This window comes from Kitasatospora sp. NPDC091207 (assembly GCF_044768625.1).
Taxonomy (GTDB): Bacteria; Actinomycetota; Actinomycetes; order Streptomycetales; family Streptomycetaceae; genus Kitasatospora.
Map to the genome: position 1 here is coordinate 460,377 of NZ_JBIVVS010000002.1, position 16,799 is coordinate 477,175.

Genomic DNA, 16,799 nt, shown 5'->3' on the forward strand with positions numbered 1-16,799 from the left:
CGACATGTCAGAAGACAAGCTCCCGGAGTCGCACGGCTCCGCCGGACACCACGAGGTGGCCGCCCACGGCGACCCGTTCGCCGACCCGGGTCTGCCGGCCCACGCACCGCGTCGCACCGACATCGACGAGCGGGCCGCCCAGCGGGCCGAGCGCCAGGTCTCGCTGATGTTCGTGGTCTCGATGCTCGCCACCGTGGGCTTCATCGCCTCCTACGTGGCCATCGACCCGGACAAGATCGTCTTCATCTGGCCGCTGGGCCACATCAGCGCGCTGAACTTCGCGCTGGGGATGACGCTCGGCGTCGCGCTGTTCTGCATCGGCGCGGGCGCGGTCCACTGGGCCCGCACGCTGATGTCGGACCACGAGATCCCGGCCGAGCGTCACGCGATCGAGGCCGACGACGAGGTCCGCGCGGACGTCATCGAGCAGTTCAAGACCGGCGCCGCCGAGTCCGGCTTCGGCCGCCGCAAGATGATCCGCAACACCCTCATCGGTTCGATGGCGCTGGTGCCGCTCTCCGGCGTGGTGCTGCTGCGCGACCTGGGCCCGCTGCCCGAGGACAAGCTGGCGCACACCGGCTGGCGCGAGGCCACCGACGCCAAGCCGCTGCAGCTCATCAACATGAACACCAACCTGCCGATGAAGGCCGAGGACCTCATCGTCGGCTCGCTGACCTTCGCCATGCCGGAGGGTCTGAGCACGCACGACGAGGACTTCCAGCAGCAGATCGCCAAGGACGCCCTGATGCTGGTGCGCATCGCACCGCAGGACATCAAGGACGACGAGTCCCGGGAGAAGGGCTTCGAGGGCATCCTCGCCTACTCCAAGATCTGCACCCACGTCGGCTGCCCGATCAGCCTGTACGAGCAGCAGACCCACCACGCGCTCTGCCCCTGCCACCAGTCGACCTTCGACCTGGCGGACGGCGCGCGCGTGATCTTCGGCCCGGCCGGACACCCGCTGCCGCAGCTGAAGATCACCACTGACGAGAAGGGCTTCCTGGTCGCCACCGGCGACTTCGACGAGCCCGTCGGCCCGAGCTACTGGGAGCGTGCTCGATGAGTAGCGCGAGCAGCACCACCACCTCCGGTGCCGCCAAGCCCGCCGGCAGCACCCGTGCCAATCCCGCCAACAAGTGGGAGCAGGCCGCTGACTGGACGGACGGCCGGCTGGGGATCTACTCCCTCGCCAAGGCCAACCTGCGGAAGATCTTCCCGGACCACTGGTCCTTCATGCTGGGCGAGATCTGCCTCTACACCTTCGTCATCATCATCCTGACGGGTGTCTACCTGACGCTCTTCTTCAAGCCCAGCATGGGCGAGGTCATCTACGACGGCTCGTACATCCCGCTCAAGGGCATCCCGATGTCCGAGGCGTACGCGTCGACGGTGGACATCAGCTTCGAGGTCCGCGGCGGTCTGCTGGTCCGCCAGATCCACCACTGGGCCGCGCTGGTCTTCGTGGCCGCGATGCTCGTGCACATGATGCGCGTGTTCTTCACCGGCGCGTTCCGCAAGCCGCGTGAGATCAACTGGGTCTTCGGCTTCCTGCTGCTGGTCCTGGGCATGTTCGACGGCTTCTTCGGCTACTCGCTGCCCGACGACCTGCTCTCCGGCACCGGTATCCGCTTCATGGAAGGCGCGATCCTCGCCGTCCCGCTGGTGGGCACCTACATCCAGATGTTCCTGTTCGGCGGCGAGTTCCCCGGCCACGACATCGTGCCGCGGTTCTTCACCATCCACGTGCTGCTGATCCCCGGCATCATGCTCGGCCTGCTGGTCGCGCACCTGATCCTGGTCTTCTACCACAAGCACACCCAGTGGGCGGGCCCGGGCAAGACCGAGAAGAACGTCGTCGGCATGCCGCTGATGCCGGTCTACATGGCCAAGGCCGGTGGCTTCTTCTTCCTGGTCTTCGGTCTCATCGCCGCCATCTCGGCGATCGCCACGATCAACCCGATCTGGGCGTACGGCCCGTACCGCCCCGACCAGGTGTCCACGGACGCCCAGCCGGACTGGTACATGGGCTTCTCCGAGGGCCTGATCCGGGTCATGCCGGGCTGGGAGATCGGCCTGTGGGGCCACACCCTGAACCTGGGTGTCTTCGTCCCGCTGATGATCTTCCCGCTGGTCCTGGTCGCGATCGCGGTCTACCCGTTCATCGAGTCCTGGGTCACCGGCGACAAGCGCGAGCACCACATCCTGGACCGCCCGCGCAACGCCCCCGTGCGCACCGCGCTGGGCGCCGCCTGGATCAGCCTGTACCTGGTGCTGCTGGTCGGTGGTGGCAACGACCTGTTCGCCACCCACCTGCACCTGTCGATCAACGACATCACGTACTTCGTCCGAGTGGGCTTCTTCGTGGTGCCGGTGCTGACCTTCATCGTCACCAAGCGCTGGTGCCTCGGCCTCCAGCGCCGCGACAAGGAGAAGGTGCTGCACGGCCGCGAGACGGGCGTCATCAAGCGCCTGCCGCACGGCGAGTTCATCGAGGTGCACGCGCAGCTGCCGCAGGCCGACCTGCACACGCTCACCTCGCACGAGCAGCCGCCCGTGTTCGAGCTGCCGGCCGAGACGGACGAGAACGGCGTGGCCGCCAAGGCCGGGCTGCTCACCCGCACCCGGGCGAAGCTCTCCCGCGGCTTCTACGGCGAGGGCAGCCGGATCCCCAAGCCGACCGCCGAGGAGCACCACGAGATCACCAGCGGCCACGGCCACCACTGATCCCGTACGCACCCCGCGTCACCCCCGAGGGCCGCTGACCAGAGTTCTTCCTGGTCGGCGGCCCTCGGGCTTTCCCCGTCCGTCCCACCCCCAGGAGCCCCCGTGGAGCTGTCCGTCGACCCCGCCGCCGCCACTCCCCCGTACGAGCAGATCCGGGAGCAGATCGCCGAGCGGGCCCGCACCGGCGAGCTGCCGACCGGACTGCGGCTGCCCACCGTCCGGGCCCTGGCCGAGCGGCTCGGGCTGGCCGCCGGTACGGTGGCGCGGGCCTACCGCGAGCTGGAGGCGGACGGCGTGGTGGAGACGCACGGCCGGCGCGGCACCCTGATCGCCGCCACCGGTGACACCGCGCACCGGCTGGCCGCCGCCGCGGCCACCGAGTACGCCGAACGCGTCCACCGGCTCGGGGTGTCGAGGGCGGACGCGCTGGCGGCCGTGGAGACCGCCCTGCGGCTGGCCCAGGAGGGCTGAGCGCGCCGGGGCGGGGCCGGGAGGGGGGTCAGATCTCCGGGCGGATCATCCCGTTGGCGGGGGCCCGGGTGGCCGGCGCCGAGGTGCTGAGGGGCTGTCCGAGGGCACTGTGCTTGACCCAGTCGGTCCAGGCGATGTTCCAGTCCCCGAAGCCGTTGCCGAACGGCTCCATGCCCGCACCGTGGCTGTTGACCACCGTGACGAGGTCGCCGACCCGGGTGTTCTGGTAGAACCACTTCGCGTTCTCGGTGCTCATGCCGGTACAGCCGTGGCTGACGTTGGCCACGCCCTGCGAGCCCACCGACCAGGGCGCGGCGTGCACGTACTCGCCGCTCCAGGTCACCCGGGTGGCCCACTCGACGTTCAGGTCGTAGGCCTCCGAGCTGCCGGCGGCTATGCCGATCGTCTCGCCGCTCATCCGCACCTGGCGCTCCTGGCCGAGCACCACCTTGACGCCGTTGCGGGTGTCGAAGCCCGGCTTGCCGGTGGTCACCGGTATGGTCCGGACGACCTCGCCGTCACGCGTCAGGGTGAGCTCGTGGGTGGCGGCGTCCACCACCGACTCCACCCGCTCGCCGATCCGCAGCGCCAGCGTGGCGCGGTCGCCGCCGTAGAGGCCGTCCGCGATCCGGCTGCCGGTGCCGTCGAAGACGAGGCTGACGGTGGTGCCGGTCGGCCAGTACTCCGCCGGCCGGAAGTGCACGTTCTTGTCGTCCACCCAGTACCAGCCGCCGGTGACGGCGGGCTGCGAGGTGACGGTCAGGGCGCGCTCGACCTCCTGGCGGGCCTGCGGGTCCTTCACCGCCTCGGACAGCTGGACGGTGAGCGGCTGGCCGACCCCGTAGAGGCCGGTGCCGGAGGAGTCCGGGCCGAGCTTGGCCGTGAGCAGGCGCTGTCCGGCCAGGGTGCTGAAGCCGGCGGTGGTGTCGCCGCGGCCGCCCTTGCCGTCGTCGGCGGCGATCCTGACGGTGTAGGCGGTGGCCGCCTTCAGCCGTCCGGTGGTCTGCCAGCTGAGCTGGTCCGCCGAGAGCTGCCCGGCCACCACCCGGCCGTCCGGGCCGACCACGGTCACGTCGGTGAGCCGGCTGCCCGGGAGGGCGGTCACCGTGACGGGCTGGGACGGATCCACCGCGCCCGCGGCCGAGACGTGGACCAGCGGGGCCGCGTCCACCCGGTGGACGGCGCCCGGGGCGTCGTCCTCACCACCGGACGAGCAGGCGGCCAGTGGAGCCAGCACTGCGAGAGTGAGCGAGATGCTGCCGATGCCTGCGATACCGCGCCTGTCGGCCATGACCGCCTCCGAGGGGTCGCACGATTGATCAGATCGTAGGAACGCGGAGCGGGAGAGCGACATCCGAGCGACCCTCCGTTGGACCGGGAGGGTGAGGCCGTCACTCCGGGGACGCAAAAGGGCCGGGCATCCCATGCGGGATGTCCGGCCCTGTGCGAGGGGGAGGCCTACTGGTTCTGGTTCTCGCCCCGGTAGAACTCGAAGACCCAGCCGAACAGGCCGATCAGGATGACCGGGATCGACCAGTAGAGCAGCCACCAACCGAAGATCACGCCCATGAACGCGAGCGCGCCACCGATCGCCAGCGAGAGCGGCTGCCAGCTGTGCGGGGCGAAGAAGCCCTGCTCGCCGGAGTCGTCCGCGACCTCGGCCTCGGGGTTGTCACCCGCGCCGCTGTCCACCCGGCGGGCGGTGAAGGCGAGGTAGTACCCGATGAAGGCGCAGAGGGCGAAGGCGAGGAACAGCGCGGTGGTACCGGCGGCCTCCACCCCGAGGTCGGAGTGGTTGGTCCAGACGCCGTAGGTGATCGCCATCGCGAGCGTGAAGACCGCGAGGCCCAGGAAGATCTTGCCCTGTTCCTTCATCAGGCGTCGCCTTCCTTCTTGCCCTTGTCGAGCTGCGGGGCGTCGTACTTGGCCGGGGTCACACCGGCGAGGTGCTTGGCCGGCTCACCGTGGTTCTCCAGGTAGTCCAGCGCCGCGATCTCCGGGTGGTGGAGGTCGAAGGCCGGGGATTCGGAGCGGATCCGCGGCAGCGTGAGGAAGTTGTGCCGCGGCGGCGGGCAGGAGGTCGCCCACTCCAGCGAGCGGCCGTAGCCCCACGGGTCGTCCACCTCGACCTTCTCGCCGTACTTGGCCGTCTTCCAGACGTTGTAGAGGAACGGCAGGATCGACAGGCCGAGCAGGAACGAGCCGATGGTCGAGACGGTGTTCAGCGTGGTGAAGCCGTCCGAGGCCAGGTAGTCGGCGTAGCGGCGCGGCATGCCCTCCGCACCGAGCCAGTGCTGCACCAGGAAGGTGGCGTGGAAGCCGATGAACAGCGTCCAGAAGGTCATCTTGCCGAGGCGCTCGTCCAGCATCTTGCCGGTCATCTTCGGCCACCAGAAGTGGAAGCCGGCGAACATCGCGAAGACGACGGTGCCGAAGACCACGTAGTGGAAGTGGGCGACGACGAAGTACGAGTCCGAGACGTGGAAGTCGATCGGCGGGGAGGCGAGCAGCACACCCGTCAGACCACCGAAGAGGAAGGTGACCAGGAAGCCGACCGTCCAGAGCATCGGGGTCTCGAAGCTCAGCGAGCCCTTCCACATGGTGCCGACCCAGTTGAAGAACTTCACACCGGTCGGGACCGCGATCAGGAAGGTCATGAAGGAGAAGAACGGCAGCAGCACTTGGCCGGTGACGTACATGTGGTGGGCCCACACCGTCACGGACAGACCGGCGATCGCGATGGTGGCGGCGATCAGGCCGGAGTAGCCGAACATCGGCTTGCGGCTGAAGACCGGGATGATCTCCGAGACGATGCCGAAGAACGGCAGCGCGATGATGTACACCTCGGGGTGGCCGAAGAACCAGAAGAGGTGCTGCCAGAGCAGTGCCCCACCGTTGGCCGGATCGAAGACATGTGCCCCGAATTTACGATCCGCCTCCAGCGCGAACAGCGCGGCGGCCAGGACCGGGAAGGCCAGCAGGACCAGCACGGCGGTCAGCAGGACGTTCCAGACGAAGATCGACATCCGGAACATCGTCATGCCGGGCGCGCGCATGCAGATGATGGTGGTGATGAAGTTGACCGCACCGAGGATCGTGCCGAAGCCGGAGAAGGCCAGACCCATGATCCACATGTCGGCGCCGATGCCCGGCGAGCGGACGGCGTCCGACAGCGGGGAGTAGGCGAACCAGCCGAAGTCGGCCGCACCCTGCGGGGTGACGAAGCCGGCCACCGCGATGGTCGAGCCGAACAGGTACAGCCAGTACGCGAACATGTTCAGACGCGGGAACGCCACGTCCGGGGCGCCGATCTGGAGCGGCATGATCCAGTTCGCGAAGCCGGCGAAGAGCGGCGTCGCGAACATCAGCAGCATGATCGTGCCGTGCATCGTGAACGCCTGGTTGAACTGCTCGTTCGACAGGATCTGGGTCCCGGGACGAGCCAGCTCGGCACGCATGACCAGGGCGAGGATGCCACCGATCAGGAAGAAGGCGAACGACGTGCCCAGGTAGAGCGTGCCGATCGTCTTGTGGTCAGTGGTGGTCAGCCACTTGATGATGGTCGAACCCGGCTTCCGGGTCCGCTGCGCCCCGACCGTGACGGCCCCGGCGCCCCCGCCGGCCGCGGCGGGCTCGTTGAGGATGGTCACTTCTCTTCACTTCCCATGGTCGTGATGCCGGAGGGCAACGCGCCGGTCTGGCCCTTGGCCCGCAGGTCCGCCAGGTGCTTGTCGTAGTCGGCGCGGTCGACGACCTTGACCTTGAACAGCATGCGCGAGTGGTCGGTGCCGCAGAGCTCGGCGCACTTGCCGTCGTAGTCGCCCTTGACGTTCGGGGTGACCTCGAACTTGTTGACCACGCCCGGCACGACGTCCATCTTCATCAGGAAGTTGATGGGCCAGAAGTCGTGGATGACGTCACGCGAGGTCAGCCGGAACTGGACGCTCTCGTTCACCGGCAGCCACAGCGTCGGCATCTCCTTGGGGGTGCCGACGTCGTACGCCGCGTCCTTGTTGGCCGGGTCGGGGTTCTCGGTGTTCTCGTAGTTGAACGCCCAGCTCCACTGGAAGCCGACCACGTTGACCGTGTGCTGCGGCTTCTCGGAGACGGAGATCAGCTTCGACTCGTCGCGGGCGACGAAGTAGAAGAGAACCGACACGATGATGATGGGGACCGCGGTGTAGAGCGCCTCGATGGGCACGTTGTACCGGGTCTGCGGAGGGATCTGCACACCGGTGCGGCTGCGCCGGTGGAAGATCACGCTCCAGATGATCAGACCCCACATCAGTACGCCGACCACCAGCGCCGCGATCCAGGACCCCTGCCACATGTGGAGGACCAGGGGTCCTTCCTCGGTGACGGGGCTCGGGAGGCCAAGCCTGGGGAGGTCGTTGGCCGAGCAGCCGGTGGCGGTCGCGATGACGAGGCCCAGTGCCAGCGCCTGAGGCAGCTTCCGCCGCATCGTGCGCCGCGGCGAGCGGTCGGAGCCGTTGGGACTCACGTAGCGCCTTCCCGAAGTCTCGCCCGCCTTCGCGTCGCCCCGAGGAGGTGTGTGAGCCTCCCCGGCGACCCGTCCACGGGCACGGTTTGAATGCTTATGCGGGCCAAACCCTACTCCAGCCTTATGCGCTGCTGACGGGCAGGTCCCGGTAACGCGCCGCCCGGTCGCCCGATCAGGCCCCGCAAGGGCTGCGTCGCAGGTCATCGTAGGCATTCGAGGTCCGTACGCCCGATCGGGGGATGAGCTCGGGCAACGTGGGTGACGGTCCGTCGGATAGGGACGAATCGGACATTCGGGTTGATCGACTGACGGCTGGTAAGCAGCGGGCGGCGGCCGGATCCCACCCGGGAGTGTCGTTAAATGTGACCGTGTACTTCGATGTGGCGTCCACGGCCCCGCTCCACCCCGTCGCGCGGCAGGCGCTGACCGCCGCCCTGGACGAGGGGTGGGCCGATCCCGCGCGGCTCTACCGCTCCGGACGGCAGGCCCGGATGCTGCTGGACGCCGCCCGCGAGACGGTCGCCGAGGTGCTCGGCACCCGGGCCGACGAGATCTCCTTCACCGCCAGTGGGACGCAGGCCGTCCAGTTGGGCGTGCTCGGCGCGCTGGCGGGCCGCCGGCGCCGAGGGGCGCACCTGGTGCACTCGGCGGTGGAGCACTCCAGCGTGCTGCACACCGCCGAGGCGCACGAGGCGGCCGGCGGCGGGGTGAGCGTCGTCCCGGTCGACCGGTACGGGCGGGTCACGCCCGAGGGCTTCGCCGCCGCGCTGCGGCCGGACACCGCGCTCGCCGTGCTGCAGTCGGCCAACCACGAGGTGGGCACGGTGCAGCCGGTGGCCGAGGTGGCCGAGCTCTGCGGGGACGTCCCGCTGCTGGTGGACGCCGCGCAGAGCGCCGGGCGGGTGGACGTCCCGGGCGGCTGGTCGCTGCTGACGGCCAGTGCGCACAAGTGGGGCGGTCCGGCCGGGGTCGGTGTCCTGGCGGTGCGCAAGGGTGTCCGCTACTCCTCCCCGCTGCCGGCCGACGAGCGCGAGGGCGGCCGGGTGCCGGGCTTCGTCAACGTCCCGGCGATCGTGGCCGCCGCCGCCTCGCTGCGGGCGGTGCGCGCCGAGGCCGAGCGGGAGAACGCCCGGCTGCACGCGCTGGTCGAGCGGATCCGGGCCCGGGTGCCGAGGTCGGTGCCCGAGGTGGAGGTGGTCGGCGACCCGGTGCGGCGGCTGCCGCACCTCGTCACCTTCTCCTGCCTGTACGTCGACGGCGAGGTGCTGCTGACCGAGCTGGACCGGGCCGGCTTCGCCGTCTCCTCCGGTTCGTCCTGCACCTCCTCCACCCTGACGCCGAGCCATGTGCTGGCGGCGATGGGGGTGCTCACCGAAGGCAACGTCCGGGTCTCGCTGCCGTTCGGCGCGGCCGAGGCCGACGTCGAGCGGTTCCTCGCGGTGCTGCCCGAGGTGGTGGACCGGGTCCGCGCCCCGCTCGGGCTGGACCTGTCGGTGCCGGAGCCGGCGGAGGAGGCCCCGGACGGGCCGGGCCCGGTGATCGACGCACTGGTGATCGACGCGCTGGGCAAGCGGTGCCCGCTGCCGGTGATCGAGCTCGCCAAGCGGATCGGCGGGGTGCCGGCCGGCGGGACGGTCGCGGTGCTGGCCGATGACGAGGCGGCCCGGCTGGACATCCCGGCCTGGTGCGGCATGCGCGGCCAGGAGTACCTGGGCGAGGCCCCGGCCGCCGACTTCGGCGGCGACCGGGGCTCGGCCTACCTGGTGCGGCGCACCGCCTGAGCGGGCGCGCCGGGCGGGTTACTTGACCAGGTACGTCCGGACCTCCGCCGCCGCCTCGGCGCCGTAGGCGTCCTCGAAGCGCTGCAGGAAGGCGACCGGGCGCAGCTCGTACTCCTGGGTGCCGACGGTCTCGATCACCAGGGTCGCGAGCATGCAGCCGATCTGGGCCGAGCGCTCCAGGTCCAGCCCCCAGGAGAGACCGGCCAGGAAGCCGGCCCGGAAGGCGTCGCCGACACCGGTCGGGTCCACCTTGGCCTCCTCGGGGGCGCAGCCGACCACCACCGGGGGCTCGCCCTTGCGGTCGATCCGCACCCCCTTGCTGCCGAGGGTGGTGATCCGGGTGCCGACCCGGGTCAGGATCTCCTCGGCGTCCCAGCCGGTCTTGGTCTCGATCAGCGCGGCCTCGTACTCGTTGGTGAACAGGTACGCGGCACCGTCGACGATCTCCCGGATGTCCTCGCCGTCCAGACGGGCCAGCTGCTGGGACGGGTCGGCGGCGAAGGCGTAGCCGCGGGTCCGGCACTCCTGGGTGTGGCGGACCATGCCCTGCGGGTCGTCGGCACCGATCAGCACGAGGTCCAGGCCGCCGACGCGGTCGGCGATCGGCTTGAGCTCGATGTTGCGGGCCTCCGCCATCGCGCCGGTGTAGAACGAGGCGATCTGGTTGTGGTCCTCGTCCGTGGTGCACATGAACCGGGCGGTGTGGCGGGTCTCGGAGATGTGGACCGAGCGGCAGTCCACGTTGTTGCGCTCCAGCCAGCTGCGGTACTCCGCGAAGTCCGCGCCGGCGGCGCCGACCAGGATCGGGCTCAGGCCGAGGACACCCATACCGAACGCGATGTTCGGCGCGACACCACCGCGACGGATGTCGAGGGTGTCGACCAGGAAGGACAGCGACACGGTGTGCAGCTGCTCGGCGACGAGCTGGTCGGAGAACCGACCGGGGAACGTCATCAGGTGGTCGGTCGCGATCGAACCGGCGACGGCGATACGCACGGGAAGTCTCCTCAGGAGGGCGGCATGGCCACAAAGAAAGCAAGGGGCGGAACCCACTCACGGTACCGGGCGGGGGGCGGGCCGCAGCAAGACCGCCTGGATTGGCGCCGGACACCGTCGAACGTGTACTACCCCTGGGTAACCCTGGCCGGGGCCTGACGGTCGGCCTAGGGTCGCTGGCAGGGGCCGAACCAGGCCCTGACCGAGCCGTGGCAGTGCGGCCGCGGCACCGTGGATCGGAGCGATGCCCGATGATGCCCAGTCACCACCCACTGCGTGTCCCGCCTGGCCTGCGGGGCGACACCGACGGCGAGACCCTGGACGCGCTGGTGGACTCCTCGCGGCAGCTGCGCCGGTTCTGGCCGCTGCTGGCGACCGGCCCGGAGCCCGGCACACCCGCCCGGGTCGGCATCAGCGTCCCGTCCGGGGCCCGGCGAGTGGTCGCGGGAATGGCCGAATACGGCGTCTGAATCCCTCCCCGGGGGCGGCCCGCGGGACCGCGGGAACCGGATCCGTCCGAGGCGCGTCACATCCGCGCGGTGCGGCCGTCGAGGCGGTACCGCTGAACCCTCGGGAGGATGTTCAGATGGATCTGGAGACGATGCCCCGACGTACCGGTGGAGCACGGGCCGGCCGGTCGCGCGGACGGCGGGCGGCGGCGCTGGCGGGTCTGCTGCTGGCGGCCGCGGCGGTGGCCGGGTGCGGTGACGGCGACGGCAAGGCGGCCGCGGATTCGGCGTCCGGCCCGGCGCTGCCGTCGGCGAGTGCGACGCCCTCCCCCGGCGGCTCGGCCCCGGCGACCTCCCCGGCCGCGCCGTCGGCCTCCACCGCGGCCTCGCCACCGGTGACGACCCCGCCGGCCGATCCCTCGGCGAGCACGCCCGACCCCCGGCCGACCGGCCCGGCGCAGTCGCCCACGCCGGCACCCACGCCCCCGGGCATCGCGGTCGGCGAGCCGGCGCCGAACGGCCAGCCGGTCCACCCCGCGATCACCTACCGGGTGGACGGCAACAAGCTGACGGTCTGGTTCTACGGCGGGATCTGCGAGAAGTACGCGCTGAAGGCGGACGAGTCCAAGCCCGGACGGGTGGACGTCCGGGTCACGGTGGCGGCCCCGATGCCGGCCGGGCAGGCCTGCGCCGAGCTGGCGAAGCGGCAGACGGTGACGGCCGAGCTGAAGCAGCCGCTGATGGGCCGGGCGGTGACGGACCTCGCGACCGGTCAGCCGGTGCCCCTGGAGAGCGACCCGCACATCGGCCCGGACCCGGCCGGCCCGGAGATCGGCGGGAAGTAGGGCGGTACGGAAAACGGCGAGGGCGGCCCCGGAGGATCCGGGGCCGCCCTCGCCGTCTGCCGACTAGCTGAACGAGTCGCCGCAGGCGCAGGAGCCGGTGGCGTTCGGGTTGTCGATCGTGAAGCCCTGCTTCTCGATGGTGTCCACGAAGTCGACGGTGGCGCCGCCGAGGTACGGGGCGCTCATCCGGTCGGTGACGACCTTCACACCGTTGAAGTCCTTGAGCACGTCGCCGTCGAGCGAGCGCTCGTCGAAGAACAGCTGGTAACGCAGGCCGGAGCAACCACCGGGCTGGACGGCAACGCGCAACGCGAGGTCGTCACGGCCCTCCTGCTCCAGCAGGCCCTTGACCTTGGCCGCGGCGGCATCGGTAAGGAGGATGCCACTCTCGACGGTGGTCTCGTCCTGGACGGTCATCTGCTTTCTCCCGGTCTTGACGACGGTCTGCCGCCAGTGCCAACCAACGGCCGCCCGGATTCATTTCCCGGACGGCGGTGCAATTTCGGTGGCCTTCGGCGGCGGATGATTTCGTGGGCCGGGTGTGCCACCCGCTCCCCTACGCTCCCCATGCTCGCACAACCCGCGCGGGTCGGACACCGCCTCGGCCCCCGATCCGGCGGAACCGGCCCCGGGCGGACACCCCGGCGGCCAGGATGGTGGGCATGATCCTGCGCCTCGTCCAGGACACCGCCGCCGACGCGGAGGCCGTCCAGCACATCGCCCGTGCCTCGTTCGCCTCGCTCGCCGACTCCCCCGGCACGGCCGCGCGGGAGCGGCCGCCGGTCCAGCGGCTGGCCCGGATCAGACACCTCGTCCGCACCGACCCGCAGGGCTGCTGGCTGGCGGAGCGCGACGGCGAGCCGGTCGGCGCGGTGCTGTCGCTGCGCCGCGAGGGCCTGTGGATCCTGGCGCTGCTCGTGGTGCGGCCCGAGGCGCAGGGCCACGGCCTCGGGCGGCTGCTGCTGGAGCGGGCCACCGTGTACGGGCGCGGCTGCCTGCGCGGGATGCTCTGCGCCTCGCCGTCCCCGGCGGCGGCCCGGCGGTACCGGCTGGCCGGGTTCACCCTGCACCCGGCCATGACGCTGAGCGGGCGGGTGGACCGCGCCGGACTGATCGACCCCGGGGACATCCCGGTGCACCCCGGCAACGCCACCCACCGGCACCTGCTGGACTCGGTGGACCGGCGGCTGCGCGGCGCCGCGCACGGGCCGGACCACGAGCTGCTGCTGGCCCACTGCGAGGAGCTGCTGATCGCCGACGCGCTGGCCGGCAGCGGCTACTGCTACCGGGACGGCGGTGAGGTGAAGCTGCTGGCCGCGACCTCGAAGCGGATCGCCGCCCGGCTGCTGCGCGAGGCCCTGGCCCGGGTGCCGGACGGCGTGGAGGCCCGGGTGGAGTACCTGACCGCCGAGCAGGAGTGGGCGCTGGACGTCGGCCTGGAGGTGGGCCTGACCCCGCGTACTCGGGGCTACCTGGGCCTGCGCGGGATGCGCCCGCCGGCGCCGTACCTGCCCAACGGCGCCTTGCTGTAGCCGGCGATACCCCCGCCGGGCACACCCGGCGGGGGTATCGACAAGGACGCTCAGGACCACGGCTCCACTCACCTCGGCCCCACGACGGTTCGCCCTGATCCCCTCCCCGCACTCCCCGGCCCCACCGGGTTCGCCCCTGAGCCAAAGGGGCGCGCCGGTGCCGAAAGGGAGGAGCGAGGAGGCCCTGAGATGGGGGTCCCCCCGGCCGAAGGCTGGGGGAGAGGGGCGTCGGAGCGACGACCGTCGGCACCGGGTCAGAGCGCCCCGGAGGTGAAGGGGCCTTAGATCATGCTGTCCAGGATCTCCCGGACCATCTCCATGGTCGTGCCCGGGTGCAGGAAGGCGAAGCGGGCGACCGTCTCGCCGTCCCAGCCGGTCGGGGTGACGAAGCCGATCTGGTCCGCGAGCAGCTGCTGCGACCAGCGGTAGTAGTCGTCGTTGGTCCAGCCCTCGCGGCGGAAGCAGACCGCGGAGAGCTGCGGGTCGAACAGCAGCTCCAGGTGCTCGGTGTCGCGGATCAGCTGCGCGGTGTCGCGGGCCAGGGTGAGGCCGGTCTCGATCGCGTCGGTGTAGGCCTGGGTGCCGTGCACGGCCAGCGAGAACCAGAGCGGCAGGCCGCGGGCGCGCCGGGTCAGGTGGTAGGCGTAGTCGGTGGGGTTCCACTCGTCGCCCTCGGTGTGCAGCACGTCCAGGTAGGAGGCGTCCTGGGTGTGCACGGCGCGGGCGAGCTGCGGGTTGCGGTAGATCAGCGCGGCGCAGTCGAACGGGGCGAACAGCCACTTGTGCGGGTCCACCACGAAGGAGTCGGCGTGCTCGATGCCGTCGTAGCGGGCCCGGACGGAGGGGGCGAAGAGGCCCGCGCCACCGTAGGCGCCGTCCACGTGGAACCAGAGGTCGCGCTCGCGGGCCACCTCGGAGAGGCCCTGGAGGTCGTCGATGATGCCCTCGTTGGTGGTGCCGGCCGTCCCGACGACGGCGATCACGGTCTCCGGGTTCGGGTCGGCGGCCAGGGCGGCGCGCAGCGCCTCACCGGTGAAGCGGCGGTCGACGGTGGGGACCTTGAAGGCCTCCACGCCGATGATGTTGAAGGTGTTCTTGACCGAGGAGTGCACCTGGTCGGCGACGGCGATCCGCAGCCGGGCCTCGGGGCCGACGCCCAGCTTGCGGCGGGCGGTGTCGCGGGCGACCACCAGGGCGGAGAGGTTGCCGGCCGAGCCGCCGGACACGAAGGTGCCGCCGGCCGACTCGGGCATGCCGGCCCGGTCCGCGATCAGGCGCAGCACCTGGTTCTCGGCGGCGATGGCGCCGGCCGCCTCCAGCCAGGAGATGCCCTGGAGCGAGGCGCAGGAGACGACCATGTCGAAGAGCAGCGCGGCCTTGGTCGGCGCGCACGGGATGAACGACAGGTAGCGCGGGCTGTCGGCGGAGATCACCGCGCGGGAGAGCTCGTGGTCGTAGAGCTTCAGCACGTCGGCCGGGTTGTTGCCGTCCGGGTTGAGCAGCCCGGCCAGCTGGGTGCGCAGGTGCTCGCCGTCGCCGGGGTGGTCGAGCGGCACGGGGTCGTACTGCAGCCGCTCCCGCATGTAGTCGAATACCAGGTCGACCAGCTCGTTGTCGGGCCGGTGCATGCGGTCGGGGGCTGCGGACACGGGGGTCCCTCTCGGCTGTGGGGTGTCGGGGGGAGGGCCGGCGGGGCGGGACGTCTCACCGCTCCGCCGGTTGTGATCAGCCTAGGCAGCGAGGGGCCTTCGCCGCGCGTCCGAACGCGGCTGGTCAGGCAGGTTTCGAGCGTCTTCGCCGGGGCGTGCGCAGGATTCCTGCGCAGGCCCCGGGGCGGGCCGCGGCCAGGGCCGGAGCGGCCCTGCGCAGGACCGCGATGGTCCGTTCGGGTCAGCCGATGAGCTGGGAGAGCACGACCGAGGAGCGGCTGCGCTGGACCCCGGGCTCGCGCCGGATGCGCTCGATCACGGCCTCCAGGTGCCGCATGTCGGCGGCCCGCAGATGGACCAGCGCGTCGGGGTCGCCGGTGACCGTCCAGGCGGCGACCACCTCCGGGAACTGGCGCAGGCTCGCCAGGATCTCCTCCGGGGCGGTCCGCTCGCGGCAGTAGACCTCGACGAAGGCCTCGGTCTGCCAGCCGAGCACCGAGGGATCGAGGACGACGGTGAAGCCGCGGACCACCCCGCGCGCCCGCAGCCGGTCGATCCGGCGGCGGACGGCGGTGGCGGAGAGGTTCACCTGCACACCGATCTCGGCGTACGAGGCCCGGCCGTCGCTGCCCAGCCGGGCGAGCAGGAGACGGTCGGTCTCGTCGAGGGCCGCCCCGACCGTCTCGTGTGCTCGACTGCTGGTCATCGGTGCGGGGCTCCACAGGTCGTACGGGGTCGGCGGGGTCGGCAGCCGCCGAAACGGTTCTGCACCATTCTGGCGGATGACAGGACCGAGTCCACCGCTGGCAGATGACGGATCGCGGTCCGTTCTCAGTCCACCAGGAGCACGATCTTCCCCCGGGTGCGGCCCTCGGCGCTGAGCGCCTGGGCGGAACCGGCCTGCGCGAGCGGGAAGGTCGAGGCGACGGTGACGGTGAGCCGGCCCTCGTCGGCGAGCGCGGCCAGCTCGGCCAGCCCGGCGGCGTCGGGGCGGACCCAGACGTAGTGGCCACCGAGCGCCTTCACCCGGTAGTCGGCGACGGAGGCGATCCGGGACGGGTCCGCGACCAGGGCGGCCGAGACGTCGAGGGCCGCGCCGCCGACCAGGTCGAGGGCGGCGTCCACACCGCCGGGGGCCAGCGCCCGGACCCGCTCGGCCAGGCCCTCCCCGTGGGCGACCGGCTCGGCGCCGAGGCCGCGCAGGTAGTCGTGGTTGCGCGCGCCCGCGGTGCCGATCACCCGGGCGCCGCGCGCCGCGGCGATCTGCACGGCCAGGTGCCCGACGCCGCCGGCCGCGGCGTGCACCAGTACCGTGTCGCCCGCCTTCACCCGCAGCGCCCGCAGGCCCTGGAGGGCGGTGAGCCCGGCCAGCGGCAGGCCGCCGCTCCGCGCCCAGTCCAGCGCCGCGGGCTTGCGGGCCAGGGTGCGGACGGGCGCGGCGACCAGCTCGGCGTAGGTGCCGTGCTCGACGGAGTCCTTGCGCACATAGCCGTAGACCTCGTCGCCGGGGGCGAACTCGGTCACCCCGCCACCGACCGCCCGGACCACCCCGGCCGCGTCCCAGCCCATCACCAGGGGGAAGTGGGCGTCCAGCAGGCCGGCCAGGGCACCCTCCCGGACCTTCCAGTCCACCGGGTTCACCCCGGCCGCCCGGACCTCCACCAGGACCGAGTCCGGTCCGACCTTGGGGTCGGGCAGATCGAGGTACTCGACCACCTCGGGGCCGCCGTAGCGACGGATCGCGATTGCCTTCATGGACCCAGCCAATCCCGGCCGGGCCCGGACCGCGGGTCGGCCACGCCGGACCTCGTCATATCGTGCCTCCGGCACCACCGAACGGGTCCGAAGCGG

16 protein-coding genes are annotated in these 16,799 nt (G+C 71.5%); 7 read left to right on the plus strand and 9 right to left on the minus strand.

The window, feature by feature from the left end; genetic code table 11:
- Positions 1-4: 4 nt before the first annotated feature.
- From ACIQTO_RS06725 to ACIQTO_RS06735, 3 genes are all read left to right on the plus strand, one after another.
- On the plus strand, positions 5-1,063 hold the full coding sequence (locus tag ACIQTO_RS06725) for a Rieske 2Fe-2S domain-containing protein (RefSeq protein ID WP_402383786.1): 1,059 nt from the start codon (positions 5-7) through the stop codon (positions 1,061-1,063).
- Positions 1,060-2,724: a cytochrome bc complex cytochrome b subunit gene (locus tag ACIQTO_RS06730; protein ID WP_402383789.1), complete on the plus strand. Its 1,665-nt coding sequence runs from the start codon at positions 1,060-1,062 to the stop codon at positions 2,722-2,724. The genes ACIQTO_RS06725 and ACIQTO_RS06730 overlap by 4 nt, the downstream gene beginning before the upstream one ends.
- 102 nt (positions 2,725-2,826) lie before the next feature.
- The gene (locus ACIQTO_RS06735; RefSeq protein ID WP_402383792.1) at positions 2,827-3,195 is read left to right on the plus strand and encodes a GntR family transcriptional regulator; all 369 of its coding nucleotides are present in this window, start codon (positions 2,827-2,829) and stop codon (positions 3,193-3,195) included.
- Between the two features lie 28 nt (positions 3,196-3,223).
- On the opposite strand, the gene ACIQTO_RS06740 is transcribed toward ACIQTO_RS06735, so the two are convergent.
- The 4 genes from ACIQTO_RS06740 to coxB form a co-directional block, all read right to left on the minus strand.
- Positions 3,224-4,486 carry an Ig-like domain-containing protein gene (locus ACIQTO_RS06740; RefSeq protein ID WP_402383795.1) on the minus strand — a complete coding sequence of 421 codons (1,263 nt, stop codon included), beginning with the start codon at positions 4,484-4,486 and terminating at the stop codon, positions 3,224-3,226.
- 167 nt (positions 4,487-4,653) lie between these two features.
- Complete coding sequence (locus ACIQTO_RS06745; RefSeq protein WP_380579651.1) at positions 4,654-5,070, minus strand: cytochrome c oxidase subunit 4; 417 nt, start codon at positions 5,068-5,070, stop codon at positions 4,654-4,656.
- On the minus strand, positions 5,070-6,845 hold the full coding sequence (gene ctaD, locus ACIQTO_RS06750) for a cytochrome c oxidase subunit I (RefSeq protein WP_402383797.1): 1,776 nt from the start codon (positions 6,843-6,845) through the stop codon (positions 5,070-5,072). Before ctaD ends, ACIQTO_RS06745 begins: the two co-directional genes overlap by 1 nt.
- Positions 6,842-7,696, minus strand: coding sequence for a cytochrome c oxidase subunit II (gene coxB, locus ACIQTO_RS06755; RefSeq protein ID WP_402383800.1), 855 nt, complete (start codon positions 7,694-7,696; stop codon positions 6,842-6,844). The genes ctaD and coxB overlap by 4 nt, the downstream gene beginning before the upstream one ends.
- 368 nt (positions 7,697-8,064) lie before the next feature.
- Here coxB and ACIQTO_RS06760 point away from each other — a divergent pair, with 368 nt between their 5' ends.
- On the plus strand, positions 8,065-9,477 hold the full coding sequence (locus ACIQTO_RS06760) for a cysteine desulfurase/sulfurtransferase TusA family protein (protein WP_402383803.1): 1,413 nt from the start codon (positions 8,065-8,067) through the stop codon (positions 9,475-9,477).
- Positions 9,478-9,495: 18 nt separating this feature from the next.
- On the opposite strand, the gene ACIQTO_RS06765 is transcribed toward ACIQTO_RS06760, so the two are convergent.
- The gene (locus ACIQTO_RS06765) at positions 9,496-10,473 is read right to left on the minus strand and encodes a carbohydrate kinase family protein (protein WP_402383806.1); all 978 of its coding nucleotides are present in this window, start codon (positions 10,471-10,473) and stop codon (positions 9,496-9,498) included.
- 251 nt (positions 10,474-10,724) lie between these two features.
- Here ACIQTO_RS06765 and ACIQTO_RS06770 point away from each other — a divergent pair, with 251 nt between their 5' ends.
- Together ACIQTO_RS06770 and ACIQTO_RS06775 are read left to right on the plus strand one after the other, a co-directional pair.
- Positions 10,725-10,943 carry a hypothetical protein gene (locus ACIQTO_RS06770; protein WP_402383809.1) on the plus strand — a complete coding sequence of 73 codons (219 nt, stop codon included), beginning with the start codon at positions 10,725-10,727 and terminating at the stop codon, positions 10,941-10,943.
- Between the two features lie 116 nt (positions 10,944-11,059).
- The gene (locus ACIQTO_RS06775) at positions 11,060-11,767 is read left to right on the plus strand and encodes a hypothetical protein (protein ID WP_402383811.1); all 708 of its coding nucleotides are present in this window, start codon (positions 11,060-11,062) and stop codon (positions 11,765-11,767) included.
- Positions 11,768-11,830: 63 nt separating this feature from the next.
- On the opposite strand, the gene erpA is transcribed toward ACIQTO_RS06775, so the two are convergent.
- Positions 11,831-12,184, minus strand: coding sequence for an iron-sulfur cluster insertion protein ErpA (gene erpA / locus ACIQTO_RS06780; RefSeq protein WP_329487322.1), 354 nt, complete (start codon positions 12,182-12,184; stop codon positions 11,831-11,833).
- A gap of 245 nt (positions 12,185-12,429) precedes the next feature.
- Here erpA and ACIQTO_RS06785 point away from each other — a divergent pair, with 245 nt between their 5' ends.
- Positions 12,430-13,299 (plus strand): GNAT family N-acetyltransferase, encoded by an 870-nt coding sequence (locus tag ACIQTO_RS06785; protein ID WP_402383814.1) that lies wholly within the window; start codon positions 12,430-12,432, stop codon positions 13,297-13,299.
- Positions 13,300-13,580: 281 nt separating this feature from the next.
- Here the strand turns inward: ACIQTO_RS06785 and ACIQTO_RS06790 are convergent, their stop codons facing one another.
- From ACIQTO_RS06790 to ACIQTO_RS06800, 3 genes are all read right to left on the minus strand, one after another.
- A complete protein-coding gene (locus ACIQTO_RS06790; protein ID WP_402383817.1) occupies positions 13,581-14,948 on the minus strand; it encodes a pyridoxal phosphate-dependent decarboxylase family protein in 1,368 nt (455 codons plus the stop codon).
- Between the two features lie 241 nt (positions 14,949-15,189).
- The gene (locus ACIQTO_RS06795) at positions 15,190-15,654 is read right to left on the minus strand and encodes an Lrp/AsnC family transcriptional regulator (protein ID WP_402383820.1); all 465 of its coding nucleotides are present in this window, start codon (positions 15,652-15,654) and stop codon (positions 15,190-15,192) included.
- Between the two features lie 125 nt (positions 15,655-15,779).
- Entirely contained in the window at positions 15,780-16,703 is a 924-nt protein-coding gene (locus tag ACIQTO_RS06800; RefSeq protein WP_402383823.1) for an NADP-dependent oxidoreductase, read from the minus strand.
- Positions 16,704-16,799 lie beyond the last annotated feature (96 nt).